This is a genomic window from Sinorhizobium sp. Y406 (assembly GCF_058732025.1).
In genome coordinates, this window is record NZ_CM178974.1 from 2,932,501 (window position 1) to 2,947,860 (window position 15,360).

12 protein-coding genes and 1 tRNA gene (1 of these 13 only partly in view) are annotated in these 15,360 nt (G+C 62.7%); 7 read left to right on the top strand and 6 right to left on the bottom strand.

Annotated features, from left to right (window positions below):
* Positions 1–796, bottom strand: partial view of a LysR family transcriptional regulator gene (locus tag AC4P1R_RS13910; RefSeq protein WP_492177112.1) — the 5' portion only. Its footprint begins 152 nt before the window's first position; 796 of the gene's 948 nt are visible here — the first part of the coding sequence; its start codon is at positions 794–796; its stop codon lies beyond the left edge, outside the window.
* 246 nt (positions 797–1,042) lie between these two features.
* Between AC4P1R_RS13910 and AC4P1R_RS13915 the strand changes: the two genes are divergently transcribed.
* From AC4P1R_RS13915 to AC4P1R_RS13940, 6 genes are read left to right on the top strand one after another with little or no spacing between them, the layout of a single operon-like run.
* Entirely contained in the window at positions 1,043–2,245 is a 1,203-nt protein-coding gene (locus AC4P1R_RS13915; RefSeq protein ID WP_069458947.1) for an ABC transporter substrate-binding protein, read from the top strand.
* A gap of 13 nt (positions 2,246–2,258) precedes the next feature.
* Complete coding sequence (locus AC4P1R_RS13920) at positions 2,259–3,041, top strand: ABC transporter ATP-binding protein (RefSeq protein WP_492177113.1); 783 nt, start codon at positions 2,259–2,261, stop codon at positions 3,039–3,041.
* Position 3,042: 1 nt separating this feature from the next.
* Entirely contained in the window at positions 3,043–3,744 is a 702-nt protein-coding gene (locus tag AC4P1R_RS13925) for an ABC transporter ATP-binding protein (protein ID WP_492177114.1), read from the top strand.
* A 3-nt stretch (positions 3,745–3,747) separates the two neighbouring features.
* A complete protein-coding gene (locus tag AC4P1R_RS13930) occupies positions 3,748–4,635 on the top strand; it encodes a branched-chain amino acid ABC transporter permease (RefSeq protein WP_069458638.1) in 888 nt (295 codons plus the stop codon).
* The gene (locus AC4P1R_RS13935) at positions 4,628–5,629 is read left to right on the top strand and encodes a branched-chain amino acid ABC transporter permease (RefSeq protein WP_069458639.1); all 1,002 of its coding nucleotides are present in this window, start codon (positions 4,628–4,630) and stop codon (positions 5,627–5,629) included. The genes AC4P1R_RS13930 and AC4P1R_RS13935 overlap by 8 nt, the downstream gene beginning before the upstream one ends.
* A gap of 49 nt (positions 5,630–5,678) precedes the next feature.
* A complete protein-coding gene (locus tag AC4P1R_RS13940; protein WP_492177115.1) occupies positions 5,679–7,274 on the top strand; it encodes a GMC family oxidoreductase in 1,596 nt (531 codons plus the stop codon).
* A 9-nt stretch (positions 7,275–7,283) separates the two neighbouring features.
* Here AC4P1R_RS13940 and metH read toward each other — a convergent pair whose 3' ends face one another.
* The 4 genes from metH to AC4P1R_RS13960 all read right to left on the bottom strand — a co-directional run bounded on the left by metH (position 7,284) and on the right by AC4P1R_RS13960 (position 13,909).
* Positions 7,284–11,051: a methionine synthase gene (metH, locus tag AC4P1R_RS13945; RefSeq protein WP_492177116.1), complete on the bottom strand. Its 3,768-nt coding sequence runs from the start codon at positions 11,049–11,051 to the stop codon at positions 7,284–7,286.
* A 222-nt stretch (positions 11,052–11,273) separates the two neighbouring features.
* Positions 11,274–12,431: a mannose-6-phosphate isomerase Pmi gene (pmi, locus tag AC4P1R_RS13950; protein ID WP_151611658.1), complete on the bottom strand. Its 1,158-nt coding sequence runs from the start codon at positions 12,429–12,431 to the stop codon at positions 11,274–11,276.
* A 17-nt stretch (positions 12,432–12,448) separates the two neighbouring features.
* The gene (locus tag AC4P1R_RS13955; protein ID WP_069458643.1) at positions 12,449–12,943 is read right to left on the bottom strand and encodes a heme-degrading domain-containing protein; all 495 of its coding nucleotides are present in this window, start codon (positions 12,941–12,943) and stop codon (positions 12,449–12,451) included.
* Between the two features lie 69 nt (positions 12,944–13,012).
* On the bottom strand, positions 13,013–13,909 hold the full coding sequence (locus tag AC4P1R_RS13960) for an ROK family protein (protein WP_069458644.1): 897 nt from the start codon (positions 13,907–13,909) through the stop codon (positions 13,013–13,015).
* A gap of 173 nt (positions 13,910–14,082) precedes the next feature.
* Between AC4P1R_RS13960 and AC4P1R_RS13965 the strand changes: the two genes are divergently transcribed.
* Positions 14,083–14,159, top strand: a tRNA-Arg gene (locus AC4P1R_RS13965).
* Positions 14,160–14,251: 92 nt separating this feature from the next.
* On the opposite strand, the gene AC4P1R_RS13970 is transcribed toward AC4P1R_RS13965, so the two are convergent.
* Complete coding sequence (locus tag AC4P1R_RS13970) at positions 14,252–15,274, bottom strand: LacI family DNA-binding transcriptional regulator (RefSeq protein ID WP_069458645.1); 1,023 nt, start codon at positions 15,272–15,274, stop codon at positions 14,252–14,254.
* Positions 15,275–15,360 lie beyond the last annotated feature (86 nt).

Genomic DNA, 15,360 nt, shown 5'->3' on the forward strand with positions numbered 1-15,360 from the left:
AATAAGTGCGCTTGAGCTCGACTTCCCCCGGCAGCACGATCTCGAGGGCGGGTTCGTTGCGCGCCATAAAGTGCGGCAGCACGCAGAGACCGAGTCCCTGGCAAGCGGCTTTCAACTGGGTCAGGATGCTCGAGCTCTGGAAATGAGCCCGCAGCCCCGGCTGTATCTCGCCGAGATAGTCGAGGCCCGGCGCGAAGATCATATCCTCGATATAGCCGACGAAACGGTGCGACGCGAGATCGTTGCGCGTGCGGATCAGCGGGTGCTTGGCCAGATAGCTGCAGGCGCCATAGACATGCAACGTATAGGGCGTGAGCACCTCGGCATGGTAGGGACCGGCTTTCGGCGCGGCGAGCGAAACGGCGATATCGGCCTCTTTGCGCGACAGCGCCATGATCTGCTGGATCGCCACCAGCTCCAGCGAGATGTTCGGATAACGGCTGGCAAAATCGCTGAGGCGATCTGCGAGGAAGAAATTTCCGAAGCCCTCGAGCGTGCTCAGCCGCACCACGCCGCGCTGTGCCGTGGCGCTGTCGCTGATGTCGAGCTGCAACTGCTCCGTTTCCCGCTCGATGCGCTCGGCGGTCTCGACGAAGCGCTGGCCCATTGCGGTCAACACATAGCCGCGCGGATTGCGCTCGAAAAGCTTGACCTTGAGGGAGAATTCGAGCCGGTCGATGCGGCGCGACACGGTCGCGTGACTGGTCCTCAGCCGCCGTGCCGCCGTGGAAAGCTGACCGGTCCGCGCGACCGCCAGGAAGAACTGCAGATCGTCCCAGGTGAAATTCGCATTCATGCCGCCGCCTCCCGTCTGTTCAGAAATGAACAGATCCTGTTTGCAATTTAAGGTTTGACACGCTTGCGTCAAAGCGAAATTTTCCCGATGGTAAAAGAAGAGCCGGACGTAGGAGGAGCATGTCTGGCCAAATCTGAACAGAGCGAATGAACCGAGTTGCCGCCCGAAACGCTGAAAGCGTCCCGGGAACGACTCCGCGTTCAAGAGAACTCGTGCAGACGGCTCTGATGTTTTGGAGGAAATATGATGCGTAAGACACTGGTCGCCGCCTTTGCAATGCTTGCCAGCAGCACGGCGGCTTTCGCCGATGCATCCGACGGCAAGGTCAAGATCGGAATCCTCAACGACCAATCCGGCGTCTACGCCGATTTCGGTGGCAAGTCCTCCTACGAGGCCGCGCTGATGGCGGTGGAGGATTTCGGCGGAACGGTTCTCGGCGTTCCGGTCGAAGTCGTCACAGCCGATCACCAGAACAAGCCGGACATCGCCTCCAACATTGCACGCCAGTGGTATGACACCGAGCAGGTGGACAGCATCATGGAGCTCACCACCTCTTCCGTTGCGCTCGCCGTCCAGGCGATCTCGAAAGAAAAGAAAAAGATCGACATCGTCACGGGCGCCGCGACGACGGAACTCACCGGCAAGCAATGCAGCCCCTATGGCTTCCACTGGGCCTATGACACCTATTCGCTTGCCGTGGGCACCGGCGGTGCGCTCGTCAAGCAGGGCGGCGACAGCTGGTTCTTCCTGACGGCGGACTATGCCTTCGGCTATTCGCTCGAGGAAAATACCGGCAATTTCGTCAAGCAGAACGGCGGCACCGTCGTCGGCGCCGTTCGCCATCCGCTGGCGACCACAGATTTCTCGTCCTTCCTGCTTCAGGCCCAGTCTTCCGGGGCCAAGGTGATCGGCCTTGCCAATGCCGGCCTCGACACCTCGAACGCCATTAAACAGGCGGCAGAATTCGGCATCGTCCAGGGCGGGCAGCGCCTTGCGGCGCTTCTCTTCACGCTGGCCGAGGTGCACGGCCTCGGCCTCGACGCCGCGCAGGGCCTGACGCTCACCGAAGGCTTCTACTGGAATAGGGACGAGGAAAGCGCCAAGTTCGGCAAGCGCTTCATGGAACGCACCGGCAAGATGCCGAACATGGTCCATGCGGGCACCTATTCGGCCGTTCTGCAATATCTCAAGGCGATCGAAAAAGCCGGCAGCGACGATGCCGACGCTGTTTCCAAGGCGTTGCACGCGATGCCGGTCAATGACGTCTTCGCGCAAAACGGAACCGTCGCGCCGAATGGCCGCATGATCCATGACATGTATCTGCTCGAGGTGAAGAAGCCCGACGAAGTCAAGGAGCCGTGGGACTATTTCAACGTCCTTGCGACCATTCCCGGCAAAGAAGCTTTCATCGATCCGGCCGAGAGCGGCTGCGAACTGGTGAAGTCCTGATCGGCGGCGGGCAATGAGCGTCGCCGTGCCTGCCGAGGACGGCGCGCCGCGGGTGGTTCTTTCCGCCCGCGGTCTCCGCCGCGACTTCGGCGGCTTCACCGCCGTCAACAACGTCGACCTCGACGTCCAGCATGCCCGCGTGCACGCTTTGATCGGCCCGAACGGAGCCGGCAAGACGACCGTCTTCAACCTCTTGACCAAGTTCCTGCAGCCGACCCACGGAACCATCATCCTGCTCGGCGAGGACATCACCAATATGGCGCCGGACAAGGTCGCCCGCATGGGCCTCGTGCGCTCCTTCCAGATCTCGGCGGTGTTTCCGCATCTGTCGGTACTCGACAACGTCCGCGTCGCGCTGCAGCGGCCGAACCATCTTGCGATCCAATTCTGGAAACCCCTTTCGGCGCTCGATGCCCTGAACGCCAGGGCCGATCATCTGATCCGCTCCGTTGGGCTCGAAAAGGAGCGCCACGCCATTGCCGCCGATCTCTCCTATGGCCGCAAACGCGTGCTGGAGATCGCCACGACGCTGGCTCTCGATCCAAAGGTGATGCTTCTCGACGAACCAATGGCCGGCATGGGTCATGAGGACGTTGGCATGGTGGCCGAGATCATCCGCGAGGTTGCGCGCGAACGCGCCGTGCTGATGGTCGAGCACAATCTGTCGGTCGTCGCCACCCTTTGCCATCACGTCACGGTGCTCCAGCGCGGCGAGATCCTGGCGGAAGGCGACTATGGCACCGTCTCCGACGATCCGCGCGTGCGCACCGCCTATTTGGGCACGGAGGAGACCTGAGATGAAACCGCTTCTCGAAGTCTCGGGCCTTAATGCCTGGTATGGCGAAAGCCACATCCTGCATGGCGTCGACATGACCGTCGGCGAGGGCGAGATGGTGACGCTGCTCGGCCGCAACGGCGTCGGCAAGACGACGACGCTCCGGGCGATCATGGGTATCGTGCGCGAACGCAAGGGCGGCATCCGTTTCGCCGGCGAGGATCTGATGCGTCTGCCGCTGCATCGCGTCGCCCATCGCGGCCTCGGCTTCGTGCCCGAGGAACGCGGCATCTTCTCGACATTGTCCGTTTACGAGAACCTGCTGCTGCCGCCCGCCGTCGCGACAGGCGGGATGACGATCGACGAGATCTTCGAACTCTTCCCCAACCTCCACGAGCGCCGCAACAGCCCGGGCACCAGGCTCTCCGGCGGCGAGCAGCAGATGCTGGCGATCGCCCGAATCCTGCGCACCGGCGTCCGGATGATGCTGCTCGACGAGCCGACCGAGGGTCTCGCGCCGGTCATCGTGCAGCGTATCGGCGAGGTCATGAAGAAGCTCAAAGAGCGCGGCATGACGGTCCTCCTCGTCGAGCAGAACTTCCGTTTTGCAAGCAAGGTCGCGGATCGTTTCTATCTCATGGACCATGGCCGGATCGCCGGCGAGTTCCCGGTGTCGGAACTGCCCGAGCGCATGGACATGCTGCATGATGTGCTCGGGGTTTAAGCCATGACGATGATCTTCGGGATTCCGCTCCAGGCGCTTCTCGGGCAACTCCTGATCGGGCTCATAAACGGCTCCTTCTATGCGCTGTTGAGCCTCGGCCTCGCGATCATCTTCGGCCTTTTGCGCGTCATCAATTTTGCCCATGGCGCGCAATATATGCTGGGTGCCTTCGTCGCCTGGCTGCTTCTCTCGTATCTCGGCATCGGTTATTGGCCGGCGCTCGTGCTCGCGCCGGTTCTCGTCGGTCTTCTCGGCGCGGCGGTCGAGCGGACCATGCTCCGGCGACTCTATTCGCTCGACCCGCTTTACGGCCTGCTCTTCACCTTCGGACTGGCGCTAACGGTCGAGGGAACATTCCGCTACCTTTACGGCGCCTCCGGCCAGCCCTATGCGACGCCAGCGCTTCTGACCGGCGGCACGAATCTGGGCTTCATGTTCCTGCCCGTCTACCGCGGCTGGGTCATCCTCTTTTCGCTGATCGTCTGCCTCGGAACCTGGCTCGTTATCGAAAAGACCAAGCTCGGCTCCTATCTGCGCGCTGCGACGGAAAATCCGGTGCTGGTGCAATCCTTCGGCATCAATGTACCGTCCCTGCTGACGCTCACCTATGGACTCGGCGCGGCGCTTGCCGCCCTTGCCGGCGTGCTTGCCGCGCCGATCTATCAGGTCTCGCCGCTGATGGGATCGAACATCATCATCGTCGTCTTCGCCGTGGTGGTCGTTGGCGGCATGGGCTCGATCATGGGCGCGATCGTCACCGGCTACCTGCTCGGCGTCGCCGAGGGACTGACCAAGGTCTTCTATCCAGAGGCCTCGAACATCGTGATCTTCGTGATCATGGCCATCGTTCTCCTGATACGGCCAGCAGGCCTCTTCGGCCGGGATGCCTGATATGACGCTGACACTCGAACTTGAAAAGCGGAAGGAACGCTCGCCCGTCGTCGCCCAGACGGTGTTTCTCGGCGTCGGTCTCGCCTTCTTCATCTTCGCACCACTTTTCCTATACCCCGTCTTCCTGATGAAGCTTCTGTGTTTTGCGCTCTTTGCCTGCGCGTTCAACCTGCTTCTCGGTTATACGGGGCTGTTATCCTTCGGCCACGCCGCCTTCTTCGGCGGCGCGGCCTATTTCACGGCGCATGCGGTCAAGGAATGGGGCCTCCCGCCCGAGCTCGGCATCCTCGTCGGCGTGATCGGCGCTGCCTTTCTCGGTGCGGTGGTCGGCTTCTTTGCCATTCGTCGCCAGGGCATCTATTTTGCGATGATCACGCTGGCGCTGGCGCAGATGTTCTATTTCTTCTGTCTGCAGGCCGAATTCACCCATGGCGAGGACGGCATCCAGTCGGTGCCGCGCGGCTACCTCTTCGGCTTCCTCGATCTTTCCCGACCGATGAACATATATTATTTCGTCCTCGCCGTCTTCGTCATCGGCATCGGCATCATCTGGCGGATCATCAATTCGCCCTTCGGCATGATCCTGAAATCAATCCGCGAGAACGAGACGCGCGCGATCTCGCTCGGCTATTCGGTCAGAAACTACAAGCTAGCAGCCTTCGTGATGTCGGCGGCGCTTACGGGCCTTGCGGGCGGCCTGAAGGCGCTCGTTTTTCAGTTTGCGACGCTGACCGATGTGGGCTGGCAGATGTCGGGCGAGGTCATTCTGATGACGCTGCTTGGCGGCATCGGCACGCTGATCGGGCCGCTCTTCGGCGCCGGACTCGTGGTGACCCTCCAGAACTACCTGGCGACGTCCGAATTTCCGGTGACGATCATCACCGGGCTCGTCTTCATGGCCTGCGTGCTCGTCTTCCGCCGCGGCATTGTCGGCGAGTTCTACAATTCACGCCTCGGCCGAAAACTCGGCTTCGAGTACCGCCACTCGCACTGACGCCAGTTGCCCGATTGCTTTTTAGCCGTGCCGATACCAGAGAAAGCCCATGGATACCTTCGATTTCATCATCGCTGGAGCGGGAAGCGCCGGCTGCGTTCTCGCCAACCGCCTTTCGGAGAATCCGGCGCATCGCGTGCTGCTGCTCGAGGCCGGGGGCCGCGACAACTATCACTGGATCCACATTCCTGTCGGCTATCTTTATTGCATCAACAATCCGCGCACCGACTGGTGCTTCACCACCGCACCGGAGGAGGGGCTGAACGGGCGGTCGCTCGGCTATCCGCGCGGCAAGGTGCTCGGCGGCTGCTCCTCGATCAACGGCATGATCTACATGCGCGGCCAGGCGCGCGACTACGATCATTGGCGCCAACTCGGCTGCACCGGCTGGAACTGGGAAGCGGTTCTGCCGCTCTTCAAGAAGTCCGAGGACCACTATCGCGGTGGCGACGCCATGCACGGCGCCGGCGGCGAATGGCGGGTCGAGAAGGCCCGTGTCCGCTGGGCTGTACTCGACGCCTTCCAGAAGGCGGCGGCCGAGGCCGGTATTCCGGAAACGGACGATTTCAACCGCGGCACCAATGAGGGCTCGGGCTATTTCGATGTCAACCAGCGCTCAGGAATTCGCTGGAACACCGCCAAGGCTTTCCTGAAGCCGGCCAGGCGCCGCCGCAATCTCACGATCATGACCAAAGCGCATGTCCGGAGGCTGATTCTCGAAGAGGGACGTGTCGCCGGCGTCGAATTCCAACACGACGGCGTCACCAAGCGCGTGCGGGCCCGCCGGGAGACAGTGCTTTCGGCCGGCGCCATCGGCTCGCCGCACATTCTGGAGCTCTCGGGCATCGGCGACCCGGAAATCCTCCGGCAGAACGGCGTCGAAGTCCGTCACGACCTGCCCGGCGTCGGCGCCAACCTGCAGGATCACCTGCAGCTTCGCCTCGCCTACAGGGTCACCGGCGTACCCACGTTGAACGAGAAGGCGAACTCCCTCCTCGGCAAGGCTGCCATCGGGCTCGAATATCTCGTCTGCCGCTCCGGGCCGATGGCGATGGCACCAAGCCAGCTCGGGATCTTTACCCGCTCCGGACCGGAAAAGGAGACGCCGGACCTCGAATATCACGTGCAGCCGGTCACCTTGGAAAAATTCGGCGAGCCCGTGCACCCATTTCCGGCGATCACGGCCAGCGTCTGCAATTTGAGGCCGGAAAGCCGCGGATCGGTGCATCTAAATGGCCCGGATTATGCCGCGGCACCCGACATCCGCCCCCATTATCTGAGTACCGAGACCGATCGCGAGGTGGCTGTGAAGGCAATCCGGCTCACCCGCCGCATCGTCGCGCAGCCCTCTTTCGCGCGCTACGATCCGGTCGAGTTCAAGCCGGGCCCGGCCTACGAGACCGATGAGGAACTGAAGCGAGCGGCGGGCGATATCGGTACGACGATCTTTCACCCCGTCGGCACATGCCGGATGGGCGCCGACCCCGAAAGCGTCGTCGATCCGCACTTGCGCCTCCGCGGCCTTGACGGCCTTCGCATCGCCGACGCTTCGATCATGCCGACCATCACCTCCGGCAACACCAACTCGCCGACGATCATGATCGCGGAGAAGGCGGCCGAGATGATCCTGGCGGCAAACCGGTAGAACGCCGGCCTATTCCGCCGCTTGCGTCTCCGGCATCGGCACATAGTTCAGGATCGGCGACAGCCAGCGCTCTGCCACGCGAACATCCATGCCCTTGCGCTCGGCATAGTCCTCGACCTGATCCCGCTCGATCTTGGCCACACCAAAATAATAGGCATCCGGATGGCCGATATAGAGACCGGAAACCGAGGAGCCCGGCCACATCGCAAAGCTCTCCGTCAGCCTGACACCGATCGCAGCCTCGGCATCCAGGAGCCGGAACAGTGTTTCCTTCTCCGTATGATCCGGCTGTGCCGGGTAGCCGGGCGCCGGGCGGATGCCCCGATAGGGCTCCGCGATCAGTTCCTCGGGTGTGAAGGCTTCCTCCGGTGCGTAGGCCCAAAGCTCCTTGCGCACATATTCGTGCATGCGCTCGGCGAAGGCTTCCGCGAAGCGATCGGCAAGCGCTTTGACCATGATCGAGGAGTAATCGTCGTTAGCGCGTTCGAAACGCTCGGCAATCGCCACCTCCTCGATGCCGGCCGTCACCACGAAGCCGCCGAGATAATCATGCGTGCCGCTCTGAACCGGCGCGACGAAATCGGCGAGCGCGACATTCGCTCGGCCGTCGCGCTTTGCAAGCTGCTGGCGGAGCGTGAAGAACGTGGCAAGCTTGCTCTCACGCGCCTCATCGGTGAAGAGGCGGATATCGTCGCCGACCGTACCGGCCGGCCAAAAGCCGACGACCGCCTTCGGTGCGAACCATCTCTCCGCGATAATCTTTGCGACCATCGCTTGGGCATCCTCGAAGAGCTGGAGGGCGGCCCGTCCCTGCTTCTCGTCGTGGAGAATCCGCGGATAGACGCCTTTCAGCTCCCAGGTCTGGAAGAAGGGCGTCCAGTCGATATAGCGCGCGAGCTCTGCGAGGTCCCAGCTCTCGAATACGCGGGTACCGAGGAAAGAGGGCGTCTTCGGCCGATAAGCGCTCCAGTCGAGCCTGTGGGCGTTGGCGCGGGCCTGTGAAAGCGGCAGGCGGCGTTTTTCCGCCTCGTTGCGGGCATGCACCTCGGCAACCTTCAGATATTCGGCGCGCACCGTCTCCATGTAGGCCATCCGCACTTCAGGCGACATCAGGCTCGAGACGACGCCTACGGCGCGGCTCGCGTCGGTGACATAGACGGTCTGCCCGAGCGTGTAGCGCGGATTGATCTTCACCGCCGTATGGACGCGGCTGGTCGTCGCCCCGCCGATCAGCAGCGGAATGTCGAAACCTTCGCGCTCCAGTTCGGAGGCGACGTGCACCATCTCGTCGAGTGACGGCGTGATCAGGCCGGAAAGCCCGACGGCGTCGACCTGCTGCTCCCTGGCCACTTCGAGGATCTTTGCGGAAGGCACCATGACGCCGAGGTCGATGATCTCGTAATTGTTGCAAGCGAGCACGACGCCGACGATGTTCTTGCCGATGTCGTGCACGTCGCCCTTGACGGTCGCCATCAGGATCTTGCCGGCGCTTTCGCGCGCGTCGCCGCCATTGGCCGCCTTTTCCGCCTCCATGTAGGGGAGCAACACGGCGACCGCCTGCTTCATCACCCGCGCCGATTTGACCACCTGCGGCAGGAACATCTTGCCGGACCCGAAGAGGTCGCCGACGACGTTCATGCCCGCCATCAGGGGCCCTTCGATGACATGGAGCGGGCGCTCGGCGGCACGCCGCGCCTCGTCCGTGTCCGCTTCGACGAATTCGGTAATGCCGTTGACGAGCGCATGCTCCAGGCGCTTCTCGACCGGCCATTGCCGCCAGGCGAGGTCCTTTTCCTTGCCCTGTGCGCCGCCCTGCCCCCGATAGCGTTCGGCGATCTCCAGGAGCCGCTCCGTCGCGTCTTGGCGGCGGTTGAGCACGACGTCCTCGCAGGCCTCGCGCAGATCCGGGTCGATCGCGTCATAGACCGCGAGCTGCCCGGCATTGACGATGCCCATGTCCATGCCGGCCTGGATGGCGTGATAGAGGAAGACCGCATGCATCGCCTCGCGCACCGGCTCGTTGCCGCGGAAGGAGAAGGAAAGGTTGGAGACGCCGCCCGAGACGTGCACATGCGGCAATGACGCAGTGATTTCCCGTGCTGCCTCGATGAAATCGACGCCGTAATTGTTGTGTTCCTCTATGCCGGTCGCAACGGCGAAGATATTGGGGTCGAAGATGATGTCCTCCGGCGGGAAGCCCACCTCCTCAGTGAGCAGCCGATAAGCACGGCGGCAGATCTCGACCTTGCGAGTCTTCGTGTCGGCCTGCCCCTTTTCGTCGAAGGCCATCACCACCACGGCAGCGCCATAGGCGCGCACCAGCCGGGCGTGATGCAGGAACGCCTCCTCCCCCTCTTTCAGCGAGATCGAATTGACCAGCGCCTTGCCCTGGACGCATTTGAGGCCGGCCTCGATCACCTCCCATTTCGAGGAATCGATCATCACCGGCACGCGGGCGATATCCGGCTCTGAAGCGACGAGGTTCAGGAACTCGACCATGACCTGCTTCGAGTCGATCAGGCCCTCGTCCATGTTGACATCGATGATCTGGGCGCCGTTCGCCACCTGATCGCGTGCGACGTCGAGGGCAGCGGCATAGTCGCCAGCGGTGATCAGCTTGCGGAACTTCGCCGAACCGGTGACATTGGTGCGCTCGCCGACATTGACGAAGGGAATCTCGTCGGTGAACGTGAACGGCTCGAGGCCGGAAAGGCGCATGCGCCGTTCGATCTGCGGAATCTCGCGCGGCGGATATTTTTCGACGGCCTCGGCAATGGCGCGGATGTGGTCGGGCGTCGAGCCGCAGCAACCGCCGACGATATTGACGAGCCCGTCGCGCGCAAAACCCTCGATCTGCGCCGCCATCGCCTCGGGGCTCTCGTCATAGCGGCCGAACTCGTTCGGCAAGCCGGCATTCGGATAGGCGCAGATAAGCGTATCGGCAACCGACGAAAGCTCGTCGATATGGGCGCGCATGGCATTGGCGCCGAGCGCGCAGTTGAGCCCGATCGTGAAAGGCTCCGCATGGCGCACGGAATACCAGAAGGCTTCCGACGTTTGGCCGGAAAGCGTGCGGCCGGAAAGATCGGTGATTGTGCCTGAGATCATGATCGGCAGACGAACGCCTTTCTTGGCGAAGATTTCCTGCGTTGCAAAGATCGCCGCCTTGGCGTTCAGCGTGTCGAAAATCGTCTCGATCAGGATGATGTCGGCGCCGCCGTCGATGAGCCCGCGGACCTGTTCGGCATAGGCGAGCCTCAGATCGTCGAAGCCGACGGCGCGATAGCCAGGATTGTTGACGTCCGGCGAGATCGACGCGGTGCGGTTCGTCGGCCCGAGCGCGCCGGCGACGAAGCGTCGCCGGCCGTCCTCGGCGTGAGCGCGCTTGGCCGCCCGCCGGGCAAGCCGCGCGCCGTCGTGGTTCAGTTCATAGACCATGTCCTCCATGCCGTAATCGGCCTGGGCGATGCGGGTCGAGGAAAAGGTGTTGGTTTCGAGAATGTCGGCGCCGGCAATGGCATAGCGATAGTGGATGTCCTCGATCGCCTTCGGCTGCGTCAGCGTCAGAAGATCGTTGTTTCCCTGCTGGTGACAGCTGCAGCCCCCGAACCGGGCGCCGCGGAAGTGATCCTCGGCGAAGCCGAACTGCTGGATCTCCGTTCCCATGGCGCCGTCCATGATCAGGATGCGCTCTGCCGCCGCCTGACGCAGGGCCCGGAAGATTTCCGATCCGTCAGGCTTCGGTGAAACATCTCCGAAGAGGGAGTTGGCGGCCATGGGAAATCTCCCGTTCTGAAAACGACATCAACTAACTCACATAAACATATCTTTATGTCAACATACGAGGAGATCACAATTTGACTTCCGGCAAGAAAAAGCCCGCCGTAATCGCGGCGGGCGGCAGATACTCGTTCTCTGAAGGGCGGAATGGCCGGAAGATGCAGCCCCTCGCAGGCTTGCAGCATCGCATGTGCGTCGACCACGGTGCTGGAGGCAATCTCACATCCGCTTGAGGCAATCCTCAAGTTCGTAGATCGCGCAGAGGATGTGATAGAAGCTGCTGGCCGGCGCGGGCTCGTCGACGAAGGTGCCGTCCGCCTTCAGCTTGTCGCGCCACAAACCGGGAACCGGTGTTTGCAGAAAGCGGTCGAGCGCGGCCGCTGCGCGTGAAGCCGAGGCGAGATAACGCGTCCGCTCCGCGCCCTCGCCCAAGGCCGCGAATCGGATCGCCGCCTTCAGCCATTCCGTCTGCGGCCAGAGCCGCGCCACCGGATCAGCGACGGAAAAGTCTTCGAAGAGCGTCATGACGGCGACGCCACGGTGCTCACAGATGCCGTGCGTCTCGCCGATCTCGAAGAGCCGTCGCGCCGTAACGATCGCTTGCGACTTGCCGCGCCGCTCCGCCCAGCGAAGAAGCAGCCACGCCCATTCGAATTGGTGGCCGGGTTCGACGATCCGGCCTTTCTCCCCCGGAAAGGGCGCCCAGTCATGGTCGAAGAACTCGCGCAAGGCGCCGGTTTCGGCGTCGACGAAATGCTCCATCGCCAGATGCGCGATCTCGTCGGCAAGATTGGCCCAGGCGACCCGGTCGAAGCGTTCCACCTCTTCACTGGCGAGACAGGCCTCGAAGAGGTGCATATGCGGATTGGAGCAGAGCGGCAAACGCGGCGGATTGTCCTCCTCGAAGCCGGCGATCGGATGCTTGCAATGGGCCTCGAGGCTGAGCCTCATCTCGTTGCTGCGCTCAGCCATCTCCGCGTTTCGCTCCGGCACGACTTCGCCCAGATGGGCGAAGGCAAGCAGCGCGAAGGCCTGGTTATATATGTCGAAGCCGGTATCGATGATCTCGCCGTCGGCATCAGCAAGCGCCCCGTAAAAGCCGCTCGGCTGACGGTAGACCCTATCGAAATAGTGAAGCCCGCCCTCGACGACAGTGCGCCAATCGCCGCTCCAGCCGCGCCGCCCCGCTTCCGCGAAGCAATAGACCTGCCGCGGCTGCACGCGCGAGCGGCGAGCGGCGCGGGTCGGCTCGCCCTGCAGGTCGATCGTTTCGACGAAGCCGCCGCCGACCGCGTCATAGCCCTTCTGCCGCCAGAGCGGCAGGGCCGCCTCGGCGAGCCAGCGGTCGAACTCCCGTGCCTGCAAGTGAATGTCCATACCCTGCGCGTTCTCTCTCAGTCCTCGAGTTTCAGTGCATCATGGTCGGCGCCCAGGACCTCGCAAAGCGCCTCGACGACCAGATTGTGATCATCCCGCTGCGGCAGACCGGAAACCGTGACGGCGCCGATGCATCCGGTGCCTTTGACGACAATCGGAAAGCTGCCGCCATGGGCCGCGTAGTCGGCATCCGGCAGGCCGAGCTTCGCCTGCAGGTTCGTCTGCTGCTTGAGCAGGTTCAAGCCGGTGGCATAGCTGCTTCTGAACAGGCGGAACACCGTGTTGCGCTTGCGCCGCACCCAGTTTGGATTGTCCGGCGTCGCCCCTTCGAGCGCCGCATAGAAGACCGGCATGGAAAAAAGCGTGATGTCGATGACGACACCCAGATTGCGCTCGGCGGCCATGCCGCGTAGCGTCGAGCCGAGCAGCCAGGCAGCGTCGAGGTCTAAGCGGTCGAACTGCAGCTCTTGTTCCTGAAGCGCGATACGGCGCAGGTCGTTGTCGATGTTCATGATACCTCAGCGGGTTCTGTTTCAATTAGACGCACGGATCGGGCGATAAATCGTCGCCGCGCTCCGAACTTACTCCTTCCAGAGCCAGGCGGCGCCGCGCACACCGGAACTGTCGCCATGCACCGCCTTCAGGATCGGCGTCTCGAAACTGTCGGCGAAGACGTACCGGGTGATCAGGCTCGGCAGTTCACCATAGATCTCGTCGACATTGGACATGCCGCCGCCGAGCACGAAGACATCCGGATCGACGATATTGGTTAGAAGCGCGAGGCTCCGGGCGAGGCGATCGACGAAGCGTTGATAGACGCCGGTCGCGGCGGGGTCGCCCGCGCGCTTCAAATCGATGATGTCGCGGCCGCGGCGGTCGACGCCGGTGGTCGTGCGATAGTCGAGCTCGAGCCCGGTGCCGCAGGCATACATGTCGAGGCAGCCGAGCTTGCCGCACCAGCACCTGTGGCCGGGATATTCTTCCGGCCTCATCCAGGGAAGCGGATAATGCCCGATTTCGGCGGCAATGCCCTGATAGCCGGCGTGAACCTTCTTGTTGATTGCCAGCCCTCCGCCATGACCGGTGCCGGCAATGATGCCGAAGACGATGCGCGCCTGCCTGCCGGCTCCGTCGACGGCTTCGGAGACCGCCAGGCAATTGGCGTCGTTGGCAAGGCGCACCGGCCGGCCGAGGGCCGCTTCCAAGTCGCGCCCGAGCGACTTGCCGTTGATGAGCACGGCATTGGAATTGCGCACGATGCCGGTGCGCGGATTGGGGCTGCCGGGGATGCCGATGCCGATCGACCCGCGCTCCCCCGCCGTCTGCTCCGCGGCGGCCACGAGGTCGACCACGGCACGGACGCAATCGTCATAGCCGCCGGTCGGGGTTGGAACCCGGTGCCTTGCACGCGTGCCGCCATCGCGGCCGAGCGCGATGACCTCCATTTTCGTGCCGCCCCAATCGATACCGATGAACATGTGTGGATCACGTCCCAGGATGGTGTCTTTCAGATGGCGCCTCTCCCCGAGGCCGCCGTCACCCTTGCTTAGCATCCGCTCCGTTGGCGCCGCTAGTCCATCCGCCAAAATGGCGACGCCATCGAAAAACACTTGGCGAACAAGCCTCGCTTTTGTATGGGTCTATAGCAAGTGGTCCCGTAGCTCAGCAGGATAGAGCACCAGATTCCTAATCTGGGGGTCGCGCGTTCGAATCGCGCCGGGATCACCATTTCTTCCCTTGCCAAAGCAGCGTAGTAACCGGGCAGCCCGCCGGCGCATGATGCTACCGGACGGACCGATGTGGCGCGGCTCCAGGACCCCTCATCGCCCATTTGGGGGTGGCCCAACGGAGTTGCGCACCACCAGGTCGGGTCTGAGCAGGATCTCCGTTTCGGAAGCTGCCCGGTCCGAAAGCATGTCGAGCAGCAATGCCATCGCATGCTTGCCGATCGCGGTGCGTGGCTGGCGGATTGTGGTCAGGGAGGGGGTCATGAAACTCGCTTGCGGGATGTCATCGAAACCGGTGATCGAAAAATGGTCCGGTATTTCGTAGCCGCGTGCCTTCACCCCGAGAGCGACGCCAAGGGCGGTCTGATCGTTGACGCACATGAAGGCGGTGGGAAGATCATCGCGCATGAAGAACTGTTCCAGCGCGAGCCTTCCGCTTTCCACCGATCCGTCACCTTCAAGGACCAATTGCCGTCTCAAGGGAATGCCGGCCGCAGCAAGCCCTGCCTCGTATCCCGACCGACGGCGACGATAGGCAAGGCGCGTGCTGGAGTCCCCGATGAATGCAATTCGCCGGTGACCTTCCGAAATGAGGAGGTCAACAGCCTTGCGAGCACCCTGGACGTCGTCGACCCCGACATAAGGAATGCCGCCATTGAAGACCGGCTCGAATACGCCCACGGTCGGCGGCAGACGTGCGGTCATGGCCTCGTGACCGAAAGGAAGAATGCCCGTAAACAGGATCATGCCCGCGGCCTGGTTCGAATTGAAGAATTTCAGGTATTCCAGCCCACGCTGCGCGTCGTTTTGTGTGTGGCCGATCAGCACGCCGTAGCCGTGGCCCCGGGCTTCGTTTTCAAGGCCCACCAGAATACTGGAGAAATTCGGGTCGCCAATATCGGGCGCGACCACGAGTATCATATTCGAGCGCCCGAGCCTTAGGCTGCGCGCCATCGCATTGGGCGTGTAGCCGGTTATCGCGATTGCTTGATTGACCTTGAGTCTGGTCGATTTGGCGACCTTCTCCGGCATGTGAATGGCCCGCGAAACTGTCGCGATCGACACTTCGGCCATCCGTGCGACATCTTCGATGGTGGCGGGCGGGGAACTGGACACTCGATTGGCCTCGGACTCTATGGCGAGACACTACACAGACTTGCCCGACGGTCAAATGCGCGACCAGAAAAAATTGCCGGACAAAC

Excerpts from the sequence above, each read along its gene's own strand:
- AC4P1R_RS13915 (WP_069458947.1), top strand. The coding sequence starts at position 1,043 with ATGCGTAAGACACTGGTCGCCGCCTTTGCAATGCTTGCCAGCAGCACG.
- AC4P1R_RS13920 (WP_492177113.1), top strand. The coding sequence starts at position 2,259 with ATGAGCGTCGCCGTGCCTGCCGAGGACGGCGCGCCGCGGGTGGTTCTT.
- AC4P1R_RS13925 (WP_492177114.1), top strand. The coding sequence starts at position 3,043 with ATGAAACCGCTTCTCGAAGTCTCGGGCCTTAATGCCTGGTATGGCGAA.
- AC4P1R_RS13930 (WP_069458638.1), top strand. The coding sequence starts at position 3,748 with ATGACGATGATCTTCGGGATTCCGCTCCAGGCGCTTCTCGGGCAACTC.
- AC4P1R_RS13935 (WP_069458639.1), top strand. The coding sequence starts at position 4,628 with ATGCCTGATATGACGCTGACACTCGAACTTGAAAAGCGGAAGGAACGC.
- AC4P1R_RS13940 (WP_492177115.1), top strand. The coding sequence starts at position 5,679 with ATGGATACCTTCGATTTCATCATCGCTGGAGCGGGAAGCGCCGGCTGC.
- metH (WP_492177116.1), bottom strand. The coding sequence starts at position 11,051 with ATGGCCGCCAACTCCCTCTTCGGAGATGTTTCACCGAAGCCTGACGGA.
- pmi (WP_151611658.1), bottom strand. The coding sequence starts at position 12,431 with ATGGACATTCACTTGCAGGCACGGGAGTTCGACCGCTGGCTCGCCGAG.
- AC4P1R_RS13955 (WP_069458643.1), bottom strand. The coding sequence starts at position 12,943 with ATGAACATCGACAACGACCTGCGCCGTATCGCGCTTCAGGAACAAGAG.
- AC4P1R_RS13960 (WP_069458644.1), bottom strand. The coding sequence starts at position 13,909 with ATGTTCATCGGTATCGATTGGGGCGGCACGAAAATGGAGGTCATCGCG.